This window comes from Nostoc sp. (assembly GCF_036919675.1).
Classification (GTDB): domain Bacteria; phylum Cyanobacteriota; class Cyanobacteriia; order Cyanobacteriales; family Nostocaceae; genus Nostoc.
In genome coordinates, this window is sequence record NZ_JBALCP010000108.1 from 69701 (window position 1) to 94854 (window position 25154).

The window sequence follows — 25154 nt, forward strand, 5'->3', positions numbered from 1 at the left end:
GCCTCCAGGTGTGCTCATTAGAGAGCAAAAGCCAAGTCACTTTCAATTAACTTGGCATCTGTTAGGTTAGCCCCACTCAAATTGCAGAAGTTAAAATTTGCCCCTCTTAGGTCTGCTAATGCCAGATTAGCTCCTCTTAGGTCTGCATCAGTGAGGTTAACTTCACTTAAGTTAGCGCTACTTAGATTAGCCCCCCTCATATCTGCTTGTTGCAGGTCTGCCTTAGTTAGGTTTATCCTCATTAGGTATGCCTTACTCAGGTCGGCTCCACTTAAATTAGCTTCACTTAGGTCTGCTGCCGTTAAATCAGCTTTACTTAGATTGGCTTGACTTAAGTCTGCCCAACTCAACTTTGCATAACTTAGGTTAATTTCACTCAGTTTCGCTGATGCAAGTACTGCACACCTCAAATTAGCATTAATAAAATTTCTTTCTCCCATTGCATAACGGCGTAAAATTTCATCAGTTGTTACTCTATCTAAAACAGCTTTTGATGTGCCTTGATAACACCATGTAGCTTCTAATAGTTTGGCCGCAGTATTAACAGCTACCTGATCACACTTAGCTATGATCACACCATTGCAGCCATCCCATTGACCGTTAAGTATAAAGGCAATCTCATTAGCGGCAGCAATTGAGTCAAATAGTAAAATAGATTCCTTGTGCCGTTTTAACCAGCTATTCCAACCAATCGAGATAATATTTTTCATTTTTATAAGTTTTGGCACGTTAAGTGACGATTACGGCTCTAACTTCCAGATATTAATAAACTCTAGGTTACTCTACCTCTGTCTTAAGTTATTTATTCAAGGTTAGTTCCAGCGACACAAAAGGCTGGACTTCGTTTTTCAAGACTGCCTCTTTTGTACGCTAGTTTATGACAGGGCGCTGCACAAAGACCTACAACACTGATGCAGCCCATTTACAGCGCTCTGTCACAAAGGAGTTACAATCGGCTTAAGTACAAATACAAGAACTTAGTTCTAAACAGTTGAGTCTGAGCGTTCTATTTGTTGCCGAATGGTATCAATAGAAGCATTAACGCCAGCTAGTTTGGACTCTAAATCATCTCGCATCCAAATCAAGAATTTTAATTTCCGCTCTAAGCCAGCTTTGCGCGAAATGGGTTCGCTTCCATAACAAGGATTACCCCAAAAAGGAAACATAGTTTACCTCTGTATTGAGCTTTTGTAACAGTGCAATGTATTGCACTACTACACTACATTATGACTAATCACAATCAGACTGGTGTGTGTAACAACCGACCTAAATTGGGCGTGCTTAACGAACTTTGCTAAAAGTTATCTATTAAATTAGCAGAGGTATTTGACCATACTGCCATCAACTTTTTGCATTCCTGCGTTAAGAAAAAGGTGAAGTGACGGCGGCACTTTAAATGAAGACAGAAAGATTCTGCCAATTTGGCATTACAAGTCTCTGTTTTGCAGTTTAAATGAGATATCAAGAGAACGGGATAGCCCAAAGGTTACATGAGGAATAGTTTACCCTATGCCTCAGTCGCTCCACAAATCGCCAGTTGTTGACCCAACGCTGTAGAATCACTTCTCAGGCAACTTACAGCGCTCGGTCATCGCTTCGCTACAACTGGCTAGTAATCTACTAGAAAACACATATAGCAATCCTAAATGAGTTGTGAAAATGAACGAACCGCCAAGCCGCCAAGAGCGCCAAGAAAAGAAAAAGAAGTTTTCACATATAATTTAGGACTGTTATAGCAATTGAGCAGTCTATCTACTGCTTAGATTTGGCAGACATCCCTGCTGGCATATTTCCTTACTTGAATCAAGAGGATGAAGGGCGATGCCTACGGCGGTCACTGAGCCTGTCGAAGTACGGTAAACTACGCACCCCATAAAATGGGAACCCTATTATATAATAGCGTTCCTCACTGCCATGAAATCATTGAATTTTCTCAAATCCAAACTAGCTATTACAGCCTTAGCTATTGCAGTAAACATCACTGTCATTGTCATTGATGTCCATTCTTCCAGATCAAATCCTCTCATTGGCAGGAGTACAAATACTCAGTCGCAATCACACATTCAACTTGTTCACACACTGACTGGCCATAAAAAAGTGACTTTTGGTGTTCGAGCAGTTGTGATTAGCCCGGATGGGCAAACCCTGATTAGTGGAGGTAGAGATGATACTATTAAATTCTGGAATCTCCGGACTGGAAAATTACTGCGTAGTTTAGATGCTCACTCAGATGGTGTTACTTCAATTGCTATTAGTCCAGATGGCAAGCGGATTGTAAGTGGTGGAATAACCACCCCAACAATGAAGGTTTGGGATTTACGCACTCAATTAATGCTTAACATCGAAAGTGGACATCCGCTGCCAGTAGAAACTGTTGCTATTAGTTCAGATGGTAGATTTATTGTTAGTGGCAGTGATGATCACACAATCAAGCTTTGGGATTTACACACGCTTAAGTTGCTTAATACCATTGCTGCACACTCAGATTATGTGAGTAAGGTTACAATTAGCCCTGATATACAAACCATTGTTAGTACTGGGGGTGGTGATGACAATACAATTAGGCTGATTGATCTGCAAACTAAAAAAACGCGCCATGTTCTCAAAGGACATAAAACCGGAGTTGATGCTATTGCCATTACTCCAGATAGCAAAAAGCTCGTCACTGGCAGTTTTGGTCAATTAGTTTCTCGAAATCGTGCAATTAGCACCCTGAAGTTATGGAATCTTCAAACTGGAAAACTACTGCATGAGTTTCCTGAGAATTTTAATTCAGTTGAATCTCTTACCATCAGCCCTGATGGAAAAATTTTAATCTGCGGCAATTATGATGGCAGTATTAAACTGTGGAGCTTAGAGACTTTAAAACTATTGCACACCTTTCAGGATGGTTCCAGTTCTGTTTTAGCGCTTGCTCTTAGCCCAGATGGTAAAACCCTCGCTAGTAGCAATGAGGATAGCACTATTCATATTTGGCAAATTAACTAATAAGTAGTCAGACAGAATTAATTACACAATGTCATTGCGAATGGAGCGAAGCGTTCGCGGAGCGTCTCGAACAGAAGCCATTCACTTGCGGCTAGGATTGCTTCGCTTCTCTACGAGAGGCTGCGCCAACGCTCGCAATGACTGTAAATATTTTTGTCCGACTACTTACCAATTCGCTATTTGGAAGTAAGGTTTTCCAGAACCCGTCAAAAGTCAGATTACCTACAGATGGAAATTTAAAAGATAAGTATGGGAAATTGAATATAGCGATCGCTCAGATTTTTAATGAATTAGTTCTGCTCAACAGAAATACTTTGTTTCAGAGGAATGGTTATCACAAACTCGCTGCCACTTCCTAGTTTCGAGACACATTGCAATGAACCGTGATGCTTCTCAGTTACAATCTGATAACTGATTGCTAGCCCCATACCTGTTCCTACACCAACAGGTTTAGTCGTAAAGAAGGGGTCAAATATGCAATGTTCAAAATCTTCTGGTATTCCAGATCCATTATCAGCAATCCGAATAGTCAGGCGATCGCCATTAATAACTTCTGTATAAATTGTGATTGAGGGAGTGAATATTTTCTGATTTTTGGCTGCTTCGTCTAATGCATCAATACTATTGGTAAGAATATTCATAAATACCTGATTTATTTGTCCAGCATAGCATTCTATTAGGGGCAAATTGCCATATTCTTTAATGACTTGAATATCAGGGTTATTAGGCTTAGTCTGAAGCCGATGTCCTAGTATCATTAGGGTGCTGTCAATACCCTCATGGATATTAACTTTTTTCATTTCAGCTTCGTCTAGACGGGAGAACATTCGTAAAAAAAGTACAATTTTCTGAATGCGTTCTGCTCCGAATTCCATAGATTGTAGGAGTTTAGGCAAGTCATTGATCATAAAATCCAGTTCATTCACTTCGACTTCAGTTACGACAGGAGCAAGCTTCCTAGTCAATTCACTTTCATTATGATAAATCCATGTCAACTGTAATTGAGTTTGTAATTGCCTAAGCAACTCATCTGCTTGTATAGGTTTTGGGAGGAAATCATTGCAACCAATGTCCAAAGCTTTTTGCCGATCAATACCAAACACACTAGCCGAAGAAGCAATAATCACCACATTTTGCAACTCAACTAATTGGCGTAAGTGTTTAGTCATTGTCAACCCATCCATCACAGGCATTGTCAAGTCAGTGATGATCAAATCTGGCTGAATTTCAGTAGCTTTTTCTAATCCTTCTTCACCGTTGCTGGCCTCAAAAACCTCAAAACCAATTGGTTCAAGTAAATTAATCACAATAGAGCGATTTTCCCAACGAGCATCCACAATTAAGATTTTAATTTTTTCACCTTTAAAGCCAATTACCTTATTCTGGAAAGCAATACTATGGGTTTGCATCCATTCTTCAGCTTCAGGTAATTCCACCTCAAACCAGAAAGTACTACCACTTTTTTTCCCTTTTTGACTTTGTACCTCTATTGTGCTGCCCATTATAGCAATAACTTTTTGGCTGATAGCTAACCCTAATCCTGTACCTTCTGCTTGCTTTTCAATATTACCAACTTGCTCAAATGGCAAGAAGATTTTATCTAATTTTTGAGGGGCAATATCTACACCTGTATCTTCAATTTGAAAGCGAATTTTGTAAGTTTTTATTTGTGTGAAACCCTTTTTTAATGTCTTTTGACTAATAACATCAACTTTAAAAGTCACTCCACCACTATCTGTAAACTTGATGGCGTTACCCAACAAATTAATTAAAACCTGTCGGAGACGTTTTTCATCAGCACAGATACCGCTGGGAAGTTGAGTGCTTGGCTGATATAAGAAGAAAATTCCCTTCTGTTCAGCTCGGATGCAGCAAATTTCAACTACACCTTGGAGAAAGGTCAGAAAATGAAAATCTTGGGGGTAGAGTTCCATTTTCCGGGCTTCGATTTTCGACAGATCGAGGATATCGTTAATTAAGGTTAGTAGATGGGAACCACACTGGTGAATAACCTCAACACCTTTGCGTTCCTTGTGAGTTAAGGCTGGAGAGAGTTGCAGAATTTGGGCATAACCGAGGATACCGTTGAGGGGTGTACGCAGTTCATGGCTCATGTTTGCCAGGAACTCGCTTTTAGCTTGATTGGCGCTGTCAGCCAGAAGTTTTGCAGCTATGAGTTCAGTGGTGCGTTGTTGAACTCGTTGCTCTAATTCATCATTTGCTTTTTGGAGGTTGGCTGCGGCTTTTCTATTTTCGTTAACAATCGCAGATAGAACGAAGGTGGTGAGAGCGATCGCACCAATAAAGGATTGCAACAGCACCAGAGATTCTGTTATCGACTTTCTCGCAAATGAGCCAAAATCATGAGCTGTTCCATAAACTGCGATCGCTGACATGATCACTACTAGCAGTGTTGATTCCCTCGCTCCAAACCGAAAAGCCGACCAGAGCAAAGGGAGAATCATCATATACTCCACAGGATATCCACCCCAAAAGGCTATTTGACTAATGACAATCAAAAAGAGCAGAATGAGTGCAAACTCTACAACTTGTCGGGGGTGAAGTCGTCTTTTCTTTCCAACCTTGATAAGATGTACCATGACATGCTCCAAACAGAGCGCGAGTTGGCAGATATGGCAGAGCATATGCTGTTGGGAGTTGCTACTCAATATGGTAAAAGCAGTGTGGAGTACGGTATGGCGGGAGGTGTTCCTAAGAACCAGCGCCACAAGAGACTGCGAGGCGAGTCACCAGTTCCCAGTTTACAGCAACCGTCATTCATTGCCGGTGTGAACGGCAACGGCAGCAAAAATGGCAACAAAGCAGCTACGACAAGTTAGCTTGAGCATTTTTCTTTTGAGAATGCCTATAGACTGAGGCTTCATCAAAAATTATTCTGACTTATTGTCATTCATTACCGATGCCATTGCACCTGGGAACAAGTCATAAGTGTTACCGTCTGATACTTGTTTGGGAATACTTTTATAGGAGTGATCAGGAAGGCGATCGCGCTAACACTTTCAATTTAAATGTACTTTATCACCTTACAATCACTCCTATTTTACAAAAAATATTGTATTAATACTCACTAATATACCAGGAGCAAACAAGATGGGATTCATTGAAGATATTACCAAGCTGTCTGAACAAGTGCGTAAGCGGGCTGACCAAGTTGTTGGTGAAGAAGCTACTAAGATGGCACTGATTGTTCCTTTTTTGAGTGCTCTTGGCTACGATGTCTATGACCCTAGTGAAGTAATGCCGGAATACGTGGCAGATTTTGCTATTAAAAAAGCAGGGCAGTTTGAAAAGGTAGATTACGCCTTAGCTATTAACAATAATATAGTTATGCTCGTAGAGGCAAAAGCCCGTGGTCAAAAAGCTGAAGCACATGATGGGCAACTGAGCCGCTATTTTAATGGACTTTTGACAACAAAAGTAGCTATCGTCACTAATGGGGTTGAGTACCGTTTCTTTACAGACTTGCGTGATAAAAATGTCATGGACAAGGAGCCATTTTTTAGTTTTAACATCCTGGAATATGATACCAAAGATATTGATAACCTCAAATTTTTTCACCGTGATAATTTTGATGTTACAGCTATTACCAACTATGCTGAAGAAATGGTTTATGTAAAAGGCATGACTCAGCTTCTAGGAAATCTTTTACGTTCTCCTTCTGAAGAATTTGTTCGCTTCTTAGTAGCTGAACTCGGTACAGTTGCCCCTAGTTATGAAATTAAAGGTCGAATGACTGGTAAAGTTATTGATAAATTTAAACCAATTGTTAAAAAGTCGATTCAGGGAAGTTTAGTAGAGTTAATGACTCGCTCACTTAGTCAAGAAATAACTCAGCCTGTTGAACTTGAAGTAGAACAAGAGATTGAAGAAGAGGATAAACAGCAGGAATCTCAAGAATTGCCGAAAATAGTAACAACTGCTGAAGAAATCGAAGCCTTTGAAAAAATTAAAGCAATCACGCAAACTTCAAGGAGTTACAACTTTAAACTCCAATACAAGGATACTGTTTCATACTTTGGTATCAATCTTGTTGGCAAAACTACCTGGTGGTTTCTGAGACTATATCTATCTTCACAGAAAAAAAGTTTTATTACTCGCCTAAGTGTAGATGAAGTAAAGTCTCTAGCTTCAAATTTTGAAGTGCAGGAAGTAACAGCTTCTGTGGGGGATGCCACATCAAAAGTAATTATTTCCTCTGTCAGTGATTTTGATCAACTGACATCACTGATTCTCAGATGTTACGAGGCAGAAGCAGCCAAGCATCAAACATTCACCCCAGATGTAATTAGAATGGAAAAATCAGCTTAACTCAGTGTAATTGCTTTTACTAGCAGCATTAGTTACATCGGCCATCACTGCACAAGAAAACTACTACCGTCAACTGGGACTAAGAGATAGAATTCTTAACTTCCCGTTGATGGTCGCAGTGGTGCTAACACTGCTATGGCCAGATGTGGCGGAAGTTACAGAACTGACAAGAATGTTAGCCTTGATTGGGCCAACAACAGTACTACACCCGGCATCCTTCGACACCATCAGCCAGCATTAGGTCATGCGCTGGTTAGTTACTCGTCATCCCAGTTATCATCTTATACATATTCAAAAAAGGGCATTTTTAGACAGGCTATATGAGTTGATTTTAGTTATACAAAGAATCGTAGGCTTGATTGAGTTTGGTGGCTGACTCTTCTAATAAGCGTTGTTCATCAGCATTTCTTGGTAACACCAGTTGGCGCTCAATACCTTGGGAGCTAATGATACATGGAAGTCCAAGAACAACTTTATTGCCAACTCCATAGTTAGAATCTGCTCTCACCGATACTGGAAATATCTGCTTTTCATCTCGCACGATGGTATCAACTAATTGACAAACTACTATTGATATGCCATAGCTAGTATTTCCTTTCCGTTCAGAAATGTTATAGCCTCGCTTACGCGTTAACTCTGCATACTCTTGCTGAATTTGTTCCTGCGTTACTCCTTGTGGTATGGGAAATTCAGTTAACGGAATTCCCCCAATAAATGCATTAGACCAAACGATAAATTCACTGTCTCCATGCTCTCCAATCACATAAACATGAACGTCTTGTTTACTAACATTCAGTCGCTTACCAAGTTGATATCTCAGTCTAGCAGTATCAAGAACCGTTCCCGAACCGAAAATTAGGTTTTCTGCTCTGGTGGAACTGGCGATCGCAATCCGCGTTAGTATATCCACTGGATTGCTAACAATAAGTATGATTGAATTCGGTGCAACTCGATCCAATTCTTTCATCGTCGAACGTATGATCTCTGCATTGTTGCTCAATATATCTAATCGGCTCTCTCCTTCTTTACGCTGCACCCCAACAGTCACGACAATCACATCAGAATCAGCTAAATCTTCATACTGATTTGATGGTATAATCTCCATATCTTTAAGTAGGGGAATGCTGTCTTCAATATCCCATGCTTGCCCCTCAGCTTTTGATAAGGTTCGGTCAAAAAGGACGACTGTTACACATTTACGGAGTAGCACTAAAGCATTTGCTACGTCTGCACCCACATTCCCCGCGCCAATCACACCGATCTTGGATGTTTTGCTACTCATGTTATATCTACTTTTTTGTAACTGAACCAATAAGTAAATATTAACTCCAGCTAGTTAGTGCGGAGTGCTATTCTGCAAATATAATTTTTGAATTATAGTATAAAATAAGTAATTTTTTATCTTGACTAAAGTTTTATAGCAATCCTAAATTATTTGTGAGAAATTACCAGACTCATTCAGCATAGAGAAGTAAAAATTTGGACTATTGATTGCTAGCTCGAATAATGCTTTAACTACAGGAAAAGAAAACCAGAAAAAAATGACGATTAGCTTACCATCTGTGTTTACCTATTTTTCGCGGTAGCTAAGTAAATCCTGTGAACGTTTACAATAAAAGCGTCTAAATAATATTACAGAGGTAAATTGATGGCAGGTGAATTTGATGGCAAAGTCGCAATTGTTACGGGTGGGAGTTCGGGAATTGGTAAGGCGACGGCGATCGCTTTTGGTAAAGCAGGCGCAAAAGTCGTCGTTGCGGCTCGTCGAGACTCCGAAGGAGAAGAAACCGTAAATCTAATTAAACAAGCTGGGAGTGAAGCCTTATTTGTTAAAACAGATGTCGCCCAAGTATCTGAGGTGGAAGCACTTGTGAGCAAGACGGTAGAAACCTACGGTCGCCTAGATTTTGCATTCAACAATGCTGGTATTCTAGGTGGGAACGCTGCTCTCCACGAACAATCGCTTGAACAGTTTGATCAACTTATAGCAGTCAATGTACGCGGATTATTCCTGTGCATGAAGTATGAAATTGTCCAAATGCTTCGGACTGGAGGAGGCGTGATTGTCAACAATTCTTCGATGGGTGGACTTATAGCCTTCCCCCGCCTTGGGCCATATCATGCAAGTAAGCACGCTGTTATGGGGTTAACAAAGTCAGCAGCCCTTGATTATGCCAAATTGGGTATCCGGATTAATGCTGTTAACCCTGGTATTATTGATACAGACATGATGTCCCGTGTAATAGAGAAAATGGGTGATGCTGAAACCGCAAGTCAACAGTTCACAACAATGGTTCCAATGGGACGAATGGGCAAACCTGAAGAAATAGCTTCGACTGTACTTTTCTTATGTTCAGAAGCTGCTTCGTACATAACTGGTCAGTCTCTGGTTGTAGATGGCGGTTATATAGCCACGTGAGTAGTCGTTTATCAAGTCAAGAAGTAGAGTTAATGATTCACTCACTTACTCCAGTAATAGATCAGCCTGTTGAACCTAAAACAGAACAAAAGATTGAAGAAGAGGATAAACAACAAGAATCTCAAAAAACTACATATACAACCTAAGGGACTTCCAGTTAAAAAAACATCCCATCCCTGCGGGACGCTGCGCGAACGTAGGGGATCTTGGCCTTCATTGGTGTCAACTTAAGGTGAAAGCCAGTTTAGAAACAGCTTTTAGAGATTGTCTCGTTCCCAGTCAGAGACTGGGAATGCCTAACGGGGGGGCTGCCGCCTCAAGACTTGCGGCAGAGCCGCAATGAAAGAGCATTTCCAGCCAGAGGCTGTAAACGAGGTTTGAAAAGGGTTTTGGCTTAAGTTGACACGTATGAAGGCCAAGATCCCCTAGAAATATACAAATAATTTTGGATAATTTATTTTTTGTCAGTCCCTAACCGCCTAGACCTATTGACAAGTAGTACCCCTTATGATAGTGGTTTTGACAAAAAAAAGTGGCTCTGCAATCAGCAGAACCACTAAAGCTTTCGCAAACCTGTTATAACTTAACGAACTGCCCCTTGAGCAGAAACAGTATCAATTGGCTTCATCAGGTACAGGCGCAATAACTGCCAGCCATTGGAGATGTAAAGCGGCAGTTTCTGGAAGAATTGCAGGAATTTGGGAGTGTTAGAGTTAGCGATCGCACTCAGCTTCTGATTATTGCTTATACAAGTATCCAACCGCTGATAAAACTCTGGATTCTCTACATCCAGCATCAGCGGGAACACCCTACCTGCGTTTTCGTTAGTCTTCTGAATAACATGGATGTCGTATTCTCGCGCATCCAGTCCAAGGGTGGCATAAAAGTCCTTGCGTTGGATGTCATTGAGATACATTGTCGCAAACACCGACAACAGGAAGAACCGACTCCACAGCCGTGCTTTCCAATCATTCAATATTTGCGGCTGGGATTTCATGATCGCATCGAAGAAATCGCCGTGACGGTTTTCATCTTGACACCAGTTCTCAAAGAACCGGAAGATTGGATAAATCCGGTCTTCGGGATGTGCTTCTAAGTGGCGATAAATGGTGATATAGCGCCAATAACCAATCTTTTCAGAAAGATAAGTGGCGTAAAAGATGAATTTTGGCTTAAAGAAGGTATAATTGCGGCTCTTAGTCAAAAACCCTAAATCTAGAGACAGATTAAAGTCCGACATAGCTTTGTTCAAAAAGCCAGCGTGACGTGCTTCATCCCGTGACATCAGGTTAAAACACTCTGCCAAAACGGGGCTTTTGCCTTTCAAGCGACGGCCAAGTTCTTTATACAGCAAAAAGCCGGAAAACTCTGCCGTACACGATCGTTCTAGAAACTCAACGAACAATCGGCGAGTTTCCCCATCAATATGATCCCAGGATTGTTCAAACTCGGCATCCCGAACAAAGTGATGGCGGTTGTAGTCAGTGCGAAACTCTTCGAGAATGGCTCTTAACTCGTCTTCGTTAACGGAGATGTCCATCCGCGCCATTTCATCAAAATCGGTAGTATAAAACCGAGGTGTTAACAGGGTTTCTTTTGCCGGGACTTTAATCCCTGGCCGGATTTCTTCAAAGCCTGGTTTTTTGAGGGAATCTACCATGTCTTGATTGCTCTTTCGTCTTTATTATCTTAAGTAGACCCTTCGGGTGACGCTCCTACGTCTCTACCGCTACGCTAACGGCAGTTCCTCATGGGGGAAACCCCAAAGATCGGACTGCCTCACCAGAAAGCCAAGGGTTAAGCTCTGTTAAGGCGCAACAGCCCACAATAATCCAATTGTATAAAGTTCAGTCTACCAAGGTACGGGTTAGAAATTTGCAAGCAAAACATTAAGAGTTGCAACAATAATTCACTGCTTGCGGAATCAAAAATCGCAAATTAGTAGTCAAATAAACGTAGTTCAGTGATCAGTATTGTTTTGAAAAAGCCATACTTGGTATAAAAAACAGTATGGAAAAACCATCTTAGACAACAAGAGCAAATCCAAAGGGTTGAAAACAAGATGAATCTTGAAACCAATCAGCAAAAAGACCGACTTCTTGTCTCTTACATTTTGTGTGCAGGGGTGTTTTTCGGATTAGGAGGACTGCACCGTTTCTATAATGGCAAGATCGGGACTGGGTTGTTGTGGCTGTTGACCGGTGGTGTGTTTGGTATAGGGCAGTTCCTGGATGTGTTCCTCATGCCCGGTATGGTTGACGAATATGAACACAACCTGAGATTAAAAGCGGGTGTATCTCCCTTTGGTGTGCCGTTAAATCAAGCAGTGGTTGCCTCTCAAGTTCACCGCCCAACAGGCAACCAACTCATGATGAAACTGATCGAAGCGGCGGAAAGCAAGGGTGGTATTTTAACTGTCACTCAAGGGGTGAAGTTCACCGGAGCTAGCTTTGCCCAAGTGGAAACTACTCTCAATGAGATGTACAAATCAGGTTATGTGAAAATTGATAACGACCCCAATACTGGAGCCGTTACTTACCATTTCCACGAACTTTAAGGGGAGTGGAGGGTAGGGGGCAAGGGGAAGAATAAAAAATTACTTCTTTCCCCTCTGCTCCCAGCAAGAACTGCCCTTCTGTCTCTTTTCAATGCCCAATGACTAATTTATACCTAACCACTTTTGACCGTCTAAGCGCTGAACTAAGCCAAATACCAATAAATCGAGTGTAATTCTGCGCTCATCGATTAAGAATGACTCAAGAGTGCTAGGTTTTTTGCCTTCATTACAGGAAAATCCCTTTTTCCCTTGAATATCTTCTTCGGGGAAATACAGGTTAAACTGACGCTGACCGATTTCTGTCCAACTGCCGATAATTTGCCAGCATTCTTCGGCGGATTCAAAGCCAGTGATTGGCACCTTTTGCTTGGCAAAAGACACCTGTAAATCTTGCACACCTTGTTGAGCGATCGCTTTTTGTAAAGCTGGCAAGTAGTCTTGCTCGATGAACTCTACAAATGGCTTATCTTCAACAGCTGGGGCTTTTTCCTTTTTGGCGGCTTTAGCTGCGGCGGCTGGTTTTTCTCCTGTTGCTGCGGCTTTTTCGCCTCCTGCGGCTTTTTCGCCTCCTGCGGCTTTTTCTCCTGTTGCGGCTTTAGCTGCGGTGGCTGGTTTTTCTCCTGTTGCTACGGCGGCTGCGGGTTTTTCGCCTCCTGCGGCTTTAGCTGCGGCTGCGGGTTTTTCTCGCTTGGGTGGTACAGCAGCTGGTTTAGCAGCATTGGGGTTATCTTCGGGGTTTGCGGCTTTAGGATCTGGCGCGTTGGCAGTAGGAATATCTGTGGCTTCGGGTGAGTCTGTACTAGGAGCGTGTTCTTCGGCCACACTGGGAGCTTGGTTGTCAACAGTGCTGGGAGCTACTTCTCCCGCTTGATTGTGATTGGTTTGGTCTGCCATTGCTCAGGTCAATCCTTTAATCTAGCTTTCGGAGCGATCGCTCACCTTGAGGTATCGGGTATTTTCATTTTGACATAATAGTACCGCAAGGCAATAATAACTGTACAGATTAAAAATAACGCAAAGGCTTAGGACATAAGCTTTCTTCCCTTCTGTCCCCTGTCCCTTCAATTTTGGATTTGCGGTTTTAGATTGTTCAACAGTACGATGTTTTGCATCCTGTGTAGAGATGTGTGTACACCGTAGCTTAAAAAGAGGGAGATTTTAAAAGCTAACTTTTTAAGGGGGTTGGGGGATCTCTTCTACGTAAATCTTATTCAATCTAAAATCCAAAATCGTTCGACTGAGCGTAGCCGAAGTCTAAAATCTAAAATTTTTCTGCCTCCTTCAAATCCCCTTGAATCCCATACTAGTTTCTACCTGTTGCTGTGCTTGAGTAGAACTAACCTTGCTAGAAGTTTGACGCCAAATACCAACTTGGCTTAAGAATAGACCTACTAAAATCAAGCTACCGCCAATATATTGAGGTCGGGTAGGAGCTTCACCCAAAATTAAATAGGCTGCGAGAATGCCCACAATTGGGCTGAATGAGCTAACTAAGGAAGCCATAGATACAGTCGAAGTTTTCAAGCCTTTAATCCAAAAAGACTGACCTATTACCACAATCAACCCACCATAGAGAAACATCCATTGCCACAAGAACGGTGAGAGGACATTAGCAAAATGATCGCTGCCATAGACGACTAAAGCAATGAGGAAAAAGATTACGGTTCCTAGTGCAGTCCGAAAGATGCTATAGATTCCCAGCGGGATCTGCGAAAGGTGTTTCTTACCAATAATCGTAGAAGCGGCTATAGCCACTGATCCTGCTGCTGCCAAAAGTTCCCCTATGCCTAACCCGAAACCTCCCATGTTCATCATGTCTTCTGTTGGAGGTTGAAGGATGATAGTTAGGATAACACCGACAAACGCTGCGATCGCTCCGATAAATTCCCAAATATTTACCCGTTCCCTCAATAACCAGACTGATAAAGCCAGAGTTAGAGGCGGTTCCAAACGTCCCACCAAGATGACATTGTTTACTCCTGTGAGTGCAAATGCCTGGAAAATTAAGCCAGGGGCCAACGCTCCCGATAAAATAGCTACTGCTGTTAGACTGACCCAATCCTGACTTGAGAGTTGCTTCAAAGTAGCTTTGTTCCACTGTCGCCCATAAATTAGGATCAGAAGTATCAAGGCGCAAAGGTTTCCCACGAATAAAACATTACAAAAAGAAATCGGATTGCGATTGCCTATGAAATGTTCAGCACCAATTTCTGTTAGCTTCCGGGTAACTGCGCCAGATGCTGCAAAAATTAGCATTGCTAGCCAGAGATATGTTTGTCCCGAAATTCTATGAATTAGGCGATGTGGTCTTTTGGGTCTAGTCACAATAACACTACTGCAATGAAAGCATTGCTCATTATATTAAGTTGCCATCATTCAGTTCTAAATGAGATTTTGTTGAGAAAATACTTAAATTATGCTGTGACTTAGAGTAACCATGATTGCCTGAGAAAGTGCTGATAATCAACTAAATTTTCTCAAAGGATAAATTCATGAAACTAGTGGCTTAGTTTCAATCAGCTCTCACTCTCACCTGAGATGCTTGGGATGTTCAGGATAAAACAAAGAAGAGAGTAACAAATGAAACTTGCACCCATACTTACAAGTGTCGCTTTGGTTGGTTTTCTCACAGTTTGGGACGCACCATTAAAGGTAATCAATCCGTTATTAGTGCAGGCATCAGCAGCCCAAGAGATGACTCTAACACAGAAACTAGACTTGCTAACTAAGAGTAAGGGTAAGATTGGTAGTGGTGATCAACTACGTCGTTTCTTTTATGGTGACTTGGAGCCAATCGGTATCCAGGTAGGTGGTGCAGGTCACGTAGTTAACCTTTACAACAAAGCCAATGATATCACATTCTCTTACTGTGCACACTACGATGTGATTGTTGCAATTAAGAAAGGTAAGGTGACTATGTTTGAGCCCAGTGAAGTGAAGTAATACTATATCCACTTTTCAATTAATATTTTGCTAAAACCAGAGGAGCTATTTGATTACATCTAGGTTGCGATGTCTGAGGACAAGCCACGTTGCATCCACGCCCTAGTAAAAGTCTGATTTAGTGTTCCACAAAAAGGCATTAAAGTTCTTCCAGAATCAGGTTAAAGGGCAAAGGTAAAAAGAAAATTTAATCTTTTTACCTTTAATGGTCTATTAATTTTATTTATCCTAGACAATGCCAGCTACCATAAAATTGAAGAAAGAAACTTGGGGACAAGGGGAATTTTGCAGATGGGGATTGGGACCCCACCTGAAACCCTAGAGGCCAGAAACGTCTGATAAAAATCGGGGAAAATTTAGCGGCACAGCCAGATTGCAGTGGACTCTAAGCATCAGGAAATAAAACAGTAACCCAAGCAACATCTGATTTTTGGAATTCACCATATATCGATGATTCCCATGCTGATTTTATTTCAGCACAAATTGATAAATTAATCTTTAAATGATTATTAAATAATTGCACTATTATTTGTTGCCGAAAATCAATTAATTCAGCAGTTGCGATCGCCAAATTTCTTGTAGTAGCCCAACTCTCTAAATCAGCAGCTACTTGCATCAGTTGTTTATAGATTTTATCATCAATCCACATGCCAAACTCCTCCCGCACCTGATTAGCAGAAGTTAACATCATTACCAAATCCGGCACTGTTTTCAAACCCATTACCATCATACAGGCTGGTGCCTTCTATCCGAATTCCTCCACTCGGGGCGGTATAAAGAGTTCTACGAGATTACTGCACCAGCAAAAGCCGAATTTCGACTTGACAGATTTGACGCAATCTTTGGATAAGGTGATCGCGCAATATCATAATTACACCGGGTCAAAATCAGCTTAAACTGCCCTACAGACGTCTCAATCCCTCAAGCCAATTGTTGCAGTGAACGATCATAAGGTTATCTTTACGTAGGTGCGCTGAATTGGTCATAAGCTCATCTAAATCTAGATTTGTGTGCAGGTTTTGACCTTGAGTCAACCTATCCTGCGTTACACTCAAGTGCAAGACTAATGGCTGAAGTCCACTCAAGTGGAGTGGAACCTTTTATTAGTCCTGTTTAAAGGACTTTGGCTATTGGTTCCAGGGAGTTTTAATCCCTGGTGGGTGAGTGGGTAAGCGAAAAGTTCATTAGTTTTGCTAGATGTCCTGCATCTGTGATCAAGGTATTCTGGAGATATGTTGCTCAATGCGATCAGAAAAAGTATTGCATTGCGAAATAATTGTAATAATATTTAACATGAGTTGATGTTGTGTTATTTAGATTAACTATTGCAAAAAAATTCTTTCAAAGTCAGTAGAATGACAAATACAACTAGGCAATTATTTTATAGATTAGTTACCCTAGAACTGTAGACTATGTTTTCAGTCCTGAGTTATTTAAGTATTTTGCCTCTGCGGCATACCAATTTAGACCACACCAAATCCTTCATTAAGAGCTCCCACAAATCATAATGCCTGTGATTGAGAAGAAAAGAACTCGCGATCTGCCCCAAATTAACGAACGAATTCGCTTCCCGAAAATTCGGGTGATTGACACTGACGGTGCCCAACTGGGAATTATGCCCCCACTGGAAGCACTACAACTAGCAGAAGAAAAAGAGTTAGATTTGGTGTTACTCAGTGATAAAGCTGACCCGCCAGTTTGTCGGATTATGGACTACGGGAAATATAAGTTTGAGCAGGAGAAAAAAGCACGAGAAGCCCGGAAAAAGCAGCACACGGCTGATGTTAAAGAAGTTAAGATGCGCTACAAAATAGAAGAACACGACTACAACGTGCGTGTTAAGCAAGCAGAGCGCTTTTTGAAAGATGGCGATAAAGTCAAAGCTACTGTGATGTTCCGGGGTCGAGAAATTCAACACAGCGACCTAGCAGAAGATTTGCTCAAGCGAATGGCAACGGATTTGGAGCCGTTTGGTGAGGTTCAACAAATGCCTAAAAAAGAAGGGCGAAACATGATGATGCTCATCTCGCCCAAAAAATAATTCTCTAACTGTTTAATAGACCGAGTTTGAAAATCCCCTGGCTTATAGCCAGAGGATTTTTTCGTTTTTCGTTTGGATACAACATCCGCCCAAAGGTACTGAGGTCATTTAAATTTATCGAAAATCGATAGTCCTGAAAGCTGAGTGGGAAACATAAGACTCAGTTGCTCAGGACTTTTGCTATTTCCAGGAGATGAGGGACGAGGAGGACAAGGAAGTATTTTCTTCCCCTGCAACGCCAGATCCCTACTCGCCTATTGCGCGGTGATACTACCAGAAAATAAAACTGCATGGAACTGAAAAATCACTGGTTGGCTGCAAATAAAGTTGCTTTACCACGACTATTACAGTGGGTGAATCTCCGACCAGAGGAGAGTGAACGGACTCAGATAATGTTTGTTTTTTACACAACTATATGTGTAGGATTGCGGTGGGCAGAGGACAGTACGGTGGCGCTGTTTTTGGATAAATACGGAACTAACCTACTGCCGTGGATGTATATTGCCAGTGCCGTGATGAGTGCAGGACTGGTTTTTTTATACTCTTGGTTACAAAAGATTTTTCCCTTACGCCGGGTGATTGTAGCGATCGCACCTTGCATGTTGATGCCATTAGTTTTATTAATTTTATTACGTTGGGGATGGCATGTTTCATACCTGGCAGTTATTTCGGTATTTCTGCTGCGGCTGTGGGTAGATGCACTTTATGTGGTCAATGATCTCAACACCTCCATCGTTGCTAACCAACTATTTAACATTCGAGAGATTAAGCGCACTTACCCACTGGTGAGTAGTGGTCTTTTGGTAGCAGATGTGATTAGTGGCTTTAGTTTGCCTTGGCTAGTGCAATACACCACGCTGAATAAAATCATCCTGATCGCCTGTATAGTAATTTTATTAGGATCGGGGATTCTCTTCTATTTAACTCATCACTATCGAGCAGCTTTTCCTGAAACTCCACAAAGACTAATTTCTGAAGAACAAACCTCACGAGAGCGTTTCATTAAAAGTCCGCTGAAACGCTATGTCTGGCAATTGTTTGCCTTTGTGGGTCTGTTGCAAGTCATTGGGTTGTTAGTAGATTTTCAATATCTGCGCGAACTTCAATCTAATTTGGGTGATCGAGAACTCGCTAGCTTCTTGGGTCTTTTTGGTGGCATGTTAGGACTGTGTGAGTTGTTGTTGCAGTGGTTTATTTCCAGCCGACTCATCGAACGGATGGGGGTATTTTTCACAGCCACACTTTTACCAATCACTGTAGGCTTTTCACTACCAGGAGTGCTGGTATTCCTGCATTTAATTCCAGCCATACAATCGCAAAGCTTTTTTTGGGGTCTGGTGATTGTCAAATTCTGCGATGAACTTCTGCGCTACACCTTTGTCATGAGTAGCGGCCCCATCCTGTACCAACCGATTCCAGAGGCAATTCGCAGCCGGATGCAGACTTTATCTGGCGGAACCGCCGAAGCGATCGCTACAGGTTTGACAGGAGCGCTAATTTTTGTAACTCTATTGTTTTGTGGGAGGTTTATACCCGTACCCCTACAAAAGTGGGTGTTGGTAGCAGAAACAATGCTGATAGCTAGTGCCTGTTTAAAAGTAGTTTGGGAATTGCGAGCGCGTTATGTTGAACTGTTAGTCTTAAGTGTGGCACGGGGTCACTTAAGTGCAACGAATGTGGGTCTGCGATTCTTTAAGCAGGAGGTAGTCAAAGCTTTAGCAGAAAAAGGCAGTGAGGCTGATAAACGTTCTTGTATTGAACTTTTAGCCCAAATTGACTCTCAAGGAGCTGCGGAAGTTTTAGCACCCCTATTATTCAAGTTAACCCCAGATTTGCAGCGCCAAAGTTTGGAGGTGATGCTGATGGCAGGTGCCAATCCCGCTTATCTAGCCGCCATCCGTCCTTTGTTAGAACAACCCCAACAAACTAACCCCGAAGTATTTGCTTTAGCGCTGCGCTATGTTTGGCTGGCTGAACCAAATCCCAATTTAAGCCTCCTAGAAGAATACTTGAACCCTCGCCAAAACTCACTCATCCGCGCCACTGCCGCCGCTTTAGTCTTACGCCAAGGAACGCCCATGCAAAAGGTAGCAGCCACTCAAACCATGCGCCGGATGTTGACTCATAAGCAAGAACGGGAACGGGTGAATGGAGTCAGAGCGCTCAGAGAAGCAGTTTATTTGCAGGCGTTGCGGATTTACATCCCGAATTTATTACAAGATGAGTCGTTACGAGTGCGCTGTGCCGTATTGGAAATGATTGCAGCAACCCATTTAGAGGAGTACTATTCGGCACTGATTGCAGCACTTTATTATAAATCAACCCGCAGTACAGCAATGTCAGCCCTAATACAACTGGAGAATGAAGCTGTAGAGATGCTGTTGCAGTTGGCTATCAATATTTACAAACCAGAAGTAGTGCGGATGTATGCTTGGCGGACTATTGCTCAAATTGGCACCCAGGAAGCATTGGAGACTTTATGGGAAAACTTGGAATCATCTTGGGGAACTACTAGGGATCATATTCTCCACAGCTTACTAAAAATACACAAACAACCAGGAATTACAGGTTTAGTAGATCGGTTTTATGAAAGTCAGGTAGAAAATTTAATAGAACAGGAATTAAAGTTTTTAGGTGAGATTTACGCCGCCTACATTGACTTCAAAACACTAGACGAAAAAGAAAATTATCAATCAAGTGAGAGGATTGTGATTGTCTCTGAATTACTGCAACGCGCCCTCCTAGAATTGGAATTGGATGTCAAAGAGCGGCTGCTACTGTTACTGAGACTGCTTTACTCCCCAGAAAAGATGCAGGCAGCAGCATTTAATCTGCGATCGCTCTCAGTGGTAAACTTAGCGCGGGGCTTAGAAATCTTAGAGCATACCGTAACTCTGTCTTCAAAGTCTCTGTTGCTGAATACTTTAGATAATCGACCGCAGGCAGAAAAATTGCAACATCTTGTAGAAGCCAAGATCCTAGAATATGAAAATATGGTAGTTAGCGATCGCCTCCACAGATTGCTGATGTTGGGTAACTTGCTTTCTGACTGGTGCCTAGCTTGCTGTTTCCATTTTGCTCAAGTGACTCGCATCCGACTGACAAGTTCTGAGATTTTAATGAGTTTGCGTCATCCAACTGGCTTTGTCAGAGAAGCTGCGATCGCATACTTGCATCTGGTTTCACATCGCGTTCTCCTGCAAATCTTACCCCAGTTAGAAAAAGATCCACATCCTCTGGTGGCTGCTCAAGTTAAAGAGTTACTCGAAAAATATCAGTTTAAAAATTACAATTGAAAAAACCTCCGCTGGAATAATTTTGTTATTTCCATTGCTGCTAAGTAACAGTACTTGGACTTGTGTTTCTCCACAATCGTAGACTTGAGAAATGTTTTCTAGGCGAAGAAAAACGAGTAGATAGTAAATTTGACATTTTAAGCGCTTCTTAAAGCAACTATTGGGTCGAGTTGACCAGCTCTACGAACTGGAACAACACCAAAAATTAGACCAATCCCACCAGAGACACCGACAGCCATAGCGATCGCCCCTACTGGCACACTGGGTTTAAAAGGGGTAAAAAGTCCCACAATCGTAGTGCCACTGATGCCCACACTAACGCCAACTAAACCGCCAGCTACTGACAGAATGATTAGCCTCAATCAAAAACTGAGTTAGAATCGCTTCTTGAGTTGCCCCAAGTGCCTTACGTAAGCCAATTTCCTGGGTGCGTTCAGTCACTGAGACTAGCATGATATTCATGATGCCAATACCACCTACTAACAGCGAAATGCTAGCGATCGCTGCCAGTGTCAACGACAGTACTTGAGTGATTTGGTTAATCAGATCGTTAAAAGATTTATCAGAGATGACAGCGATGTCTTGCTTACCTCGCAATTGGGGGTCAACCATAGCCTTTTCACTCATACTGCCCAGGATCTCACAACTATGCTCTTTAATTAGACATTCCCTCAAAAACAAATAATTGCCTAAATTATTTGCAAAAGAAAATAGCTTAACATCATAAGTTAAAAACCTATATGGCCATGTTTGTAACATTCCAGATGGTAAACTTTTCCAACTAGCCTGCAATTGTACTACATCTTTCCATGTCGGCTGATCAGAGGCAATTTCTGATTTTAGTGCTTTGAGTACAGCTAGTTTGAAGGCAGAACCAACTGCCAGGGGTGTTTTGCTATTTAATGCAGCTTGTATTGTTTTGCCTTCCTGAACTAGAAAACTGACTTTCCCAGGTAATGCTTGAAATTTAGTACTCGCTTCTTCTAAACTAATGATTTTGGTTTGCGGTGGCTCATCTACGAGACGCTGCGCGTTCACGTAGTGTCTCGTAGAGAAGGCGGCTTGGCGGTTCGATAAATTAAGCTTTTTGGCGATTTTTGCGTAAGTCCTAAATAAATTAGGGACTTCAAAAAAAAGAAGTAATCCAAAATGATTAGAAAGGCAATGAAATCAGATAGGCTCTAAGTACCGAATTCTCCTCACAAGCTACACCTTCATTTCCTTGTTAGCCTATAAAGTGAAGTAAGAAGTGAAAGAGCATTAGGAACATTCATGTACGTACTAATTGGTGGAGCAGGCTTAGTGGGGCTGACTTTAGCCCAAAAACTGGTAGAAGTAGGACATACTGTTGCCGTTATTGACATTGATCCTATAGCTTGTCGTTATGCCCGCGAACAAGTAGGAGCAATGGCTTTTGAAGGAAGTGCTGTGAGTACAGAAGTATTATTAGAAGCTGGGATTCGGAAAGCCGGCTCCTTGGCAGCTGTCCTGAGAAGTGATGCTTTAAACTTGGCAATGGTAACTCTTGCGAAACATTATGGTGTTCCCCACCTTTTAAGTCGGATGCGCCACCCCGATTTTGCCGAACCACTGCGGATAGCTGGAGCCAACCATATCATCAGTACTGTTGAACTAGCAGTTTCAACAATGGTGAATGCCATTGAGTATCCGCAAGTAGAATCAATGATGCATTTTGAGCAAGGGCAAATTGAGGTTCTGAAACTTGCTATCCCAAACAATTGCTATGTTGCTGGTCGTAGCGTTGCCGAAATCGCTCAGGATTCCGGGTTTCCTACTGGTTCGCTAATTATTGGCTATCAACCCCATCCTCATGAAGACTTAATGATTCCTAATGGCAGTACAATACTGGAACCTCATTCAACAGTGCTGATTGTGACTAAACCAGGATGTTTACACCAAGTAATTGATTTTATTGAACAAAAATGTTGAGCCAGTCCCTACCTAAACTCTTTATTAAATGGGGTTAGCTACAGATGTATAAAAAATGGGTGTAAATAGTTTTAATGAAGCCGTATCCACATCTTTATTTAGCGATCGCTGTTATTTTTCTTGTATCTTGTCAATCAACAAATATTCCACCCAAGTCACAACCCGATGCCACTCAAGCAACCCCATCTCAAAAAATAGTGACGCTGGATAAGAATTTTAAGATAGCAAGCGGTCAAACTGTTTATGTTCCTGTCTATTCTCATATCTATCATCACAATCGCCAGGAGATTTTTGAGTTAGCAGTTACGCTCAGTATTCGGAATACAGATTTGACCAATCCGATGATCATTACTTCCGTCCGCTACTATAACTCAGATGGAAAATTAGTTAAACAGTATTTAGAGCGCCCTATTCAGCTTGATGCACTAGCTTCTACAGAATTTTTTATTAATAGAAATGACACTAGTGGAGGTTTAGGCGCAAACTTTATTGTAGAGTGGGTAGCCCAAACAGATATATCCGAACCTATAGTGGAAGCAGTCATGATTGGTACTGACTTTCAACAAGGAATTTCTTTTATTAGTCCCGGTAGAGTCATCAAAAGTCAACCTAATTCATAATCATAAAGAGTTTCTACTTAGTGTAAATACGGTTAGTTACAAAGACATACTAGATGTATATAAATATTGAAGATTGACGATGAAAAATTAGCGAATATTTCTTAATTTCACTTGTCTCTGTCATCGTGCTCTCAGTTTATTACATTTTGTAAAAAGTGTAACTTTATACAATTATAATTATACATCTCAAGCTTTGGGTAAGATACGATATCAAGCAGATAACTGTAATGGTATGTAAGTCATTGACTAACCGTGGCTTTAGACACGGTTAGTCAAACTGTTACTCCAAAGAGGCTGAAGCCATCGTTATCAGTTTTTTTACAGTTATTCTTCCAGATAAAAACTCTCTGTGGCACAGTCAAAAGTGCCCTAGCAACCTTGGTCAAATCTTTGAAGGATTTACTTGCGGGTTTTTGGCATTTTCCTTATAAAGAGCAGACAATATGACAGTCATTCAGTCAAGTGAGCAATTAAGAATAGGTGTCTCTAATACCCTCTCCACGATTGATCCTCTTAGCGATACCGAATTGCTGAAGATCGCTGGAGTTTTCCGGGCTGGCACAGATGCTTACGCCCTGTGGGCTGGCGTGGAGTGGGACAATTTCAAGAACAAGTGGGAGGAACTGAGCAAACAGGGACTCCGTTTGATCAACTTGCAAACCTACTTCGAAGGAGGCAAACGACTCTACGCTGGTGTGTTCCGAGCCGGAACGAACCCTTATTCATTGTGGGTTGGACTGGACTGGCAGGGGTTCACAGCCAAGTGGGATGCAGAGAGCAAAAAGGGACTGCGACTGATTGACTTATCGAGCTATTCTGAGGGCGGTAAGCAGTTATTTAACGGGGTATTCGGTTCTGGCACCGATGGTTACGCTCTATATGCCTCTGATTGGTCTGGCTTTACGGCTAAGTGGGATGAATTGAGTAAGAATGGCTTGCGTCTGATTAGCCTTGAATCCTATGTAGAGAACGGTAAGCGGCTCTTTGCCGGAGTGTTCCGTGCCGATAGCGGTGGATATATTCTCTGGGACAGCGACTGGAACGGCTTCATTGCCAAATGGAAGGAAGCGAGCCAGAAAGGCTTACGTCTGGTTGACATAGCCAGCTATTAAGCCTATTAACCCAAGTTGCTATTTATCAAAAAATGCCTATTCATAAGTATAATAACCTTATCTTTTAGTATTTATAAATACTAAAAGATAAGGTTTTTCTATCATTTTGATAGCGTTATCGGGCACTAACTAGCAACTTACGTTATTAGTGCGATCGCTACTCTTCTAGGATACATGGGTGCGTTACACGACTTTAACGCACCATGATTGTCAATGCAACCTACGCGGACTTTCATCGAGCAGATTTTTCTGAAACCAACTTGAATAATGCAACTTTCTACGCTGCAAATATATCAGAGGCGAGGCTAAACCGCGTGTTTTTGGGAAGAACTAGCCTGTGGCGAGTGAACCTGCCAGATGCACTGGTGGATTTCCGAACACCCCTAGTACTAGCCCTTTCAAGGTGAACGCTTGTACTATGAAAGAAATGATATTTTAACCCAATTTTGGTATTTTGGCTCAGGCGATCGCTATAATTTACAGTCCACAAATTTGGAGTTGAATGCATAATCTCTTTGTTCAATTCCAGGCGATGCCTGAAATGCCGTAAAAACTTTGATAGTACATATGCCCACCTTTAAAGGGCTAGACTTGAACACTTACACTCTATTTCTCCTGGCGAATAAAAATACCCAGGATGTGTACGTTTGACAAGAATCCTGGAAGATTTATCTCATGATAGTGTCAACAGATTTTTGTTGCCGGAGCAGTCTGAACCCAAGGATTTATTTATCGAGTTAAGACCACATATCAATTTGAGCGGTGGAACATAAGTTACGAGGATACAGTAATTGATAAGTCTTATATAGCGGTTTTCACTCGGGTGAGAGACAACCAAATGTACTATACAGATAAGAAAAATAAAATTTGTTAGCAATGAAACCATACTCCATAGATTT

20 protein-coding genes and 5 pseudogenes are annotated in these 25154 nt (G+C 41.7%); 15 read left to right on the plus strand and 10 right to left on the minus strand.

Annotated elements, in window-relative coordinates:
* Positions 1 to 17: 17 nt before the first annotated feature.
* Both V7K49_RS24780 and V7K49_RS24785 read right to left on the minus strand, forming a co-directional pair.
* Positions 18 to 710: a pentapeptide repeat-containing protein gene (locus V7K49_RS24780; protein ID WP_335207979.1), complete on the minus strand. Its 693-nt coding sequence runs from the start codon at positions 708 to 710 to the stop codon at positions 18 to 20.
* Positions 711 to 983: 273 nt separating this feature from the next.
* Positions 984 to 1166, minus strand: a complete 183-nt coding sequence (locus V7K49_RS24785) for a hypothetical protein (RefSeq protein ID WP_273767515.1) — start codon at positions 1164 to 1166, stop codon at positions 984 to 986.
* A gap of 748 nt (positions 1167 to 1914) precedes the next feature.
* On the opposite strand from V7K49_RS24785, the gene V7K49_RS24790 reads away from it, so the two are divergent.
* A complete protein-coding gene (locus V7K49_RS24790; protein WP_335207980.1) occupies positions 1915 to 2988 on the plus strand; it encodes a WD40 repeat domain-containing protein in 1074 nt (357 codons plus the stop codon).
* A gap of 290 nt (positions 2989 to 3278) precedes the next feature.
* On the opposite strand, the gene V7K49_RS24800 is transcribed toward V7K49_RS24790, so the two are convergent.
* Entirely contained in the window at positions 3279 to 5588 is a 2310-nt protein-coding gene (locus V7K49_RS24800; RefSeq protein WP_442948689.1) for an ATP-binding protein, read from the minus strand.
* Here V7K49_RS24800 and V7K49_RS24805 point away from each other — a divergent pair.
* From V7K49_RS24805 to V7K49_RS24815, 3 genes and pseudogenes are all read left to right on the plus strand, one after another.
* Positions 5553 to 5828 (plus strand): annotated as a pseudogene (locus V7K49_RS24805) (hypothetical protein); the annotation flags it as partial. The gene V7K49_RS24800 and the pseudogene V7K49_RS24805 sit on opposite strands and share 36 nt — an antisense overlap.
* A gap of 271 nt (positions 5829 to 6099) precedes the next feature.
* Positions 6100 to 7317 carry a type I restriction endonuclease gene (locus tag V7K49_RS24810; protein ID WP_335207981.1) on the plus strand — a complete coding sequence of 406 codons (1218 nt, stop codon included), beginning with the start codon at positions 6100 to 6102 and terminating at the stop codon, positions 7315 to 7317.
* A gap of 10 nt (positions 7318 to 7327) precedes the next feature.
* Positions 7328 to 7507 (plus strand): annotated as a pseudogene (locus V7K49_RS24815) (IS4 family transposase); the annotation flags it as partial.
* 141 nt (positions 7508 to 7648) lie between these two features.
* Here V7K49_RS24815 and V7K49_RS24820 read toward each other — a convergent pair.
* Positions 7649 to 8599, minus strand: a complete 951-nt coding sequence (locus V7K49_RS24820; protein WP_335207982.1) for an L-lactate dehydrogenase — start codon at positions 8597 to 8599, stop codon at positions 7649 to 7651.
* Between the two features lie 144 nt (positions 8600 to 8743).
* A pseudogene (locus V7K49_RS24825) lies at positions 8744 to 8872 on the minus strand (IS630 family transposase); the annotation flags it as partial.
* A gap of 93 nt (positions 8873 to 8965) precedes the next feature.
* On the opposite strand from V7K49_RS24825, the gene V7K49_RS24830 reads away from it, so the two are divergent.
* Entirely contained in the window at positions 8966 to 9736 is a 771-nt protein-coding gene (locus tag V7K49_RS24830) for an SDR family oxidoreductase (protein ID WP_335207983.1), read from the plus strand.
* The gene (locus tag V7K49_RS24835) at positions 9733 to 9882 is read left to right on the plus strand and encodes a hypothetical protein (protein ID WP_335207984.1); all 150 of its coding nucleotides are present in this window, start codon (positions 9733 to 9735) and stop codon (positions 9880 to 9882) included. The genes V7K49_RS24830 and V7K49_RS24835 overlap by 4 nt, the downstream gene beginning before the upstream one ends.
* Before the next feature lie 437 nt (positions 9883 to 10319).
* On the opposite strand, the gene acsF is transcribed toward V7K49_RS24835, so the two are convergent.
* Positions 10320 to 11396 carry a magnesium-protoporphyrin IX monomethyl ester (oxidative) cyclase gene (acsF, locus tag V7K49_RS24840; RefSeq protein WP_334868580.1) on the minus strand — a complete coding sequence of 359 codons (1077 nt, stop codon included), beginning with the start codon at positions 11394 to 11396 and terminating at the stop codon, positions 10320 to 10322.
* 402 nt (positions 11397 to 11798) lie between these two features.
* Here acsF and V7K49_RS24845 point away from each other — a divergent pair, with 402 nt between their 5' ends.
* The gene (locus tag V7K49_RS24845) at positions 11799 to 12293 is read left to right on the plus strand and encodes a TM2 domain-containing protein (RefSeq protein WP_335207985.1); all 495 of its coding nucleotides are present in this window, start codon (positions 11799 to 11801) and stop codon (positions 12291 to 12293) included.
* A gap of 102 nt (positions 12294 to 12395) precedes the next feature.
* On the opposite strand, the gene V7K49_RS24850 is transcribed toward V7K49_RS24845, so the two are convergent.
* Positions 12396 to 13187 carry a DUF2996 domain-containing protein gene (locus tag V7K49_RS24850; RefSeq protein WP_335207986.1) on the minus strand — a complete coding sequence of 264 codons (792 nt, stop codon included), beginning with the start codon at positions 13185 to 13187 and terminating at the stop codon, positions 12396 to 12398.
* A gap of 387 nt (positions 13188 to 13574) precedes the next feature.
* Entirely contained in the window at positions 13575 to 14618 is a 1044-nt protein-coding gene (locus V7K49_RS24855; RefSeq protein WP_334868584.1) for a DMT family transporter, read from the minus strand.
* A 255-nt stretch (positions 14619 to 14873) separates the two neighbouring features.
* Between V7K49_RS24855 and V7K49_RS24860 the strand changes: the two genes are divergently transcribed.
* Positions 14874 to 15236 carry a hypothetical protein gene (locus V7K49_RS24860; protein WP_335207988.1) on the plus strand — a complete coding sequence of 121 codons (363 nt, stop codon included), beginning with the start codon at positions 14874 to 14876 and terminating at the stop codon, positions 15234 to 15236.
* Between the two features lie 385 nt (positions 15237 to 15621).
* On the opposite strand, the gene V7K49_RS24865 is transcribed toward V7K49_RS24860, so the two are convergent.
* Positions 15622 to 15966 (minus strand): hypothetical protein, encoded by a 345-nt coding sequence (locus tag V7K49_RS24865; RefSeq protein WP_335207989.1) that lies wholly within the window; start codon positions 15964 to 15966, stop codon positions 15622 to 15624.
* 777 nt (positions 15967 to 16743) lie between these two features.
* Here V7K49_RS24865 and infC point away from each other — a divergent pair.
* Positions 16744 to 17277, plus strand: coding sequence for a translation initiation factor IF-3 (gene infC, locus V7K49_RS24870; protein ID WP_273767490.1), 534 nt, complete (start codon positions 16744 to 16746; stop codon positions 17275 to 17277).
* Between the two features lie 290 nt (positions 17278 to 17567).
* Positions 17568 to 20573, plus strand: coding sequence for an MFS transporter (locus tag V7K49_RS24875; RefSeq protein ID WP_335207991.1), 3006 nt, complete (start codon positions 17568 to 17570; stop codon positions 20571 to 20573).
* 137 nt (positions 20574 to 20710) lie between these two features.
* Here the strand turns inward: V7K49_RS24875 and V7K49_RS24880 are convergent.
* Positions 20711 to 21173 (minus strand): annotated as a pseudogene (locus V7K49_RS24880) (ABC transporter permease); the annotation flags it as partial.
* Between the two features lie 672 nt (positions 21174 to 21845).
* Here V7K49_RS24880 and V7K49_RS24885 point away from each other — a divergent pair.
* The 5 genes and pseudogenes from V7K49_RS24885 to V7K49_RS24905 all read left to right on the plus strand — a co-directional run.
* Entirely contained in the window at positions 21846 to 22523 is a 678-nt protein-coding gene (locus tag V7K49_RS24885) for a potassium channel family protein (RefSeq protein ID WP_334868592.1), read from the plus strand.
* 74 nt (positions 22524 to 22597) lie between these two features.
* Positions 22598 to 23143 (plus strand): DUF3124 domain-containing protein, encoded by a 546-nt coding sequence (locus V7K49_RS24890; protein WP_335207993.1) that lies wholly within the window; start codon positions 22598 to 22600, stop codon positions 23141 to 23143.
* A gap of 443 nt (positions 23144 to 23586) precedes the next feature.
* A complete protein-coding gene (locus V7K49_RS24895; protein WP_335207995.1) occupies positions 23587 to 24255 on the plus strand; it encodes a hypothetical protein in 669 nt (222 codons plus the stop codon).
* A gap of 203 nt (positions 24256 to 24458) precedes the next feature.
* Positions 24459 to 24662 (plus strand): pentapeptide repeat-containing protein, encoded by a 204-nt coding sequence (locus tag V7K49_RS24900; protein ID WP_335207996.1) that lies wholly within the window; start codon positions 24459 to 24461, stop codon positions 24660 to 24662.
* 160 nt (positions 24663 to 24822) lie between these two features.
* Positions 24823 to 25060 (plus strand): annotated as a pseudogene (locus tag V7K49_RS24905) (IS701 family transposase); the annotation flags it as partial.
* Positions 25061 to 25154: the final 94 nt, after the last annotated feature.

Bases quoted from the DNA above. Each gene is read 5' to 3' on its own strand.
- V7K49_RS24780 (WP_335207979.1), bottom strand. From the start codon at position 710: ATGAAAAATATTATCTCGATTGGTTGGAATAGCTGGTTAAAACGGCAC.
- V7K49_RS24785 (WP_273767515.1), bottom strand. From the start codon at position 1,166: ATGTTTCCTTTTTGGGGTAATCCTTGTTATGGAAGCGAACCCATTTCG.
- V7K49_RS24790 (WP_335207980.1), top strand. From the start codon at position 1,915: ATGAAATCATTGAATTTTCTCAAATCCAAACTAGCTATTACAGCCTTA.
- V7K49_RS24800 (WP_442948689.1), bottom strand. From the start codon at position 5,588: ATGGTACATCTTATCAAGGTTGGAAAGAAAAGACGACTTCACCCCCGA.
- V7K49_RS24810 (WP_335207981.1), top strand. From the start codon at position 6,100: ATGGGATTCATTGAAGATATTACCAAGCTGTCTGAACAAGTGCGTAAG.
- V7K49_RS24820 (WP_335207982.1), bottom strand. From the start codon at position 8,599: ATGAGTAGCAAAACATCCAAGATCGGTGTGATTGGCGCGGGGAATGTG.
- V7K49_RS24830 (WP_335207983.1), top strand. From the start codon at position 8,966: ATGGCAGGTGAATTTGATGGCAAAGTCGCAATTGTTACGGGTGGGAGT.
- acsF (WP_334868580.1), bottom strand. From the start codon at position 11,396: ATGGTAGATTCCCTCAAAAAACCAGGCTTTGAAGAAATCCGGCCAGGG.
- V7K49_RS24845 (WP_335207985.1), top strand. From the start codon at position 11,799: ATGAATCTTGAAACCAATCAGCAAAAAGACCGACTTCTTGTCTCTTAC.
- V7K49_RS24850 (WP_335207986.1), bottom strand. From the start codon at position 13,187: ATGGCAGACCAAACCAATCACAATCAAGCGGGAGAAGTAGCTCCCAGC.
- V7K49_RS24860 (WP_335207988.1), top strand. From the start codon at position 14,874: ATGAAACTTGCACCCATACTTACAAGTGTCGCTTTGGTTGGTTTTCTC.
- V7K49_RS24865 (WP_335207989.1), bottom strand. From the start codon at position 15,966: ATGATGGTAATGGGTTTGAAAACAGTGCCGGATTTGGTAATGATGTTA.
- infC (WP_273767490.1), top strand. From the start codon at position 16,744: ATGCCTGTGATTGAGAAGAAAAGAACTCGCGATCTGCCCCAAATTAAC.
- V7K49_RS24875 (WP_335207991.1), top strand. From the start codon at position 17,568: ATGGAACTGAAAAATCACTGGTTGGCTGCAAATAAAGTTGCTTTACCA.
- V7K49_RS24885 (WP_334868592.1), top strand. From the start codon at position 21,846: ATGTACGTACTAATTGGTGGAGCAGGCTTAGTGGGGCTGACTTTAGCC.
- V7K49_RS24890 (WP_335207993.1), top strand. From the start codon at position 22,598: ATGAAGCCGTATCCACATCTTTATTTAGCGATCGCTGTTATTTTTCTT.
- V7K49_RS24895 (WP_335207995.1), top strand. From the start codon at position 23,587: ATGACAGTCATTCAGTCAAGTGAGCAATTAAGAATAGGTGTCTCTAAT.
- V7K49_RS24900 (WP_335207996.1), top strand. From the start codon at position 24,459: ATGATTGTCAATGCAACCTACGCGGACTTTCATCGAGCAGATTTTTCT.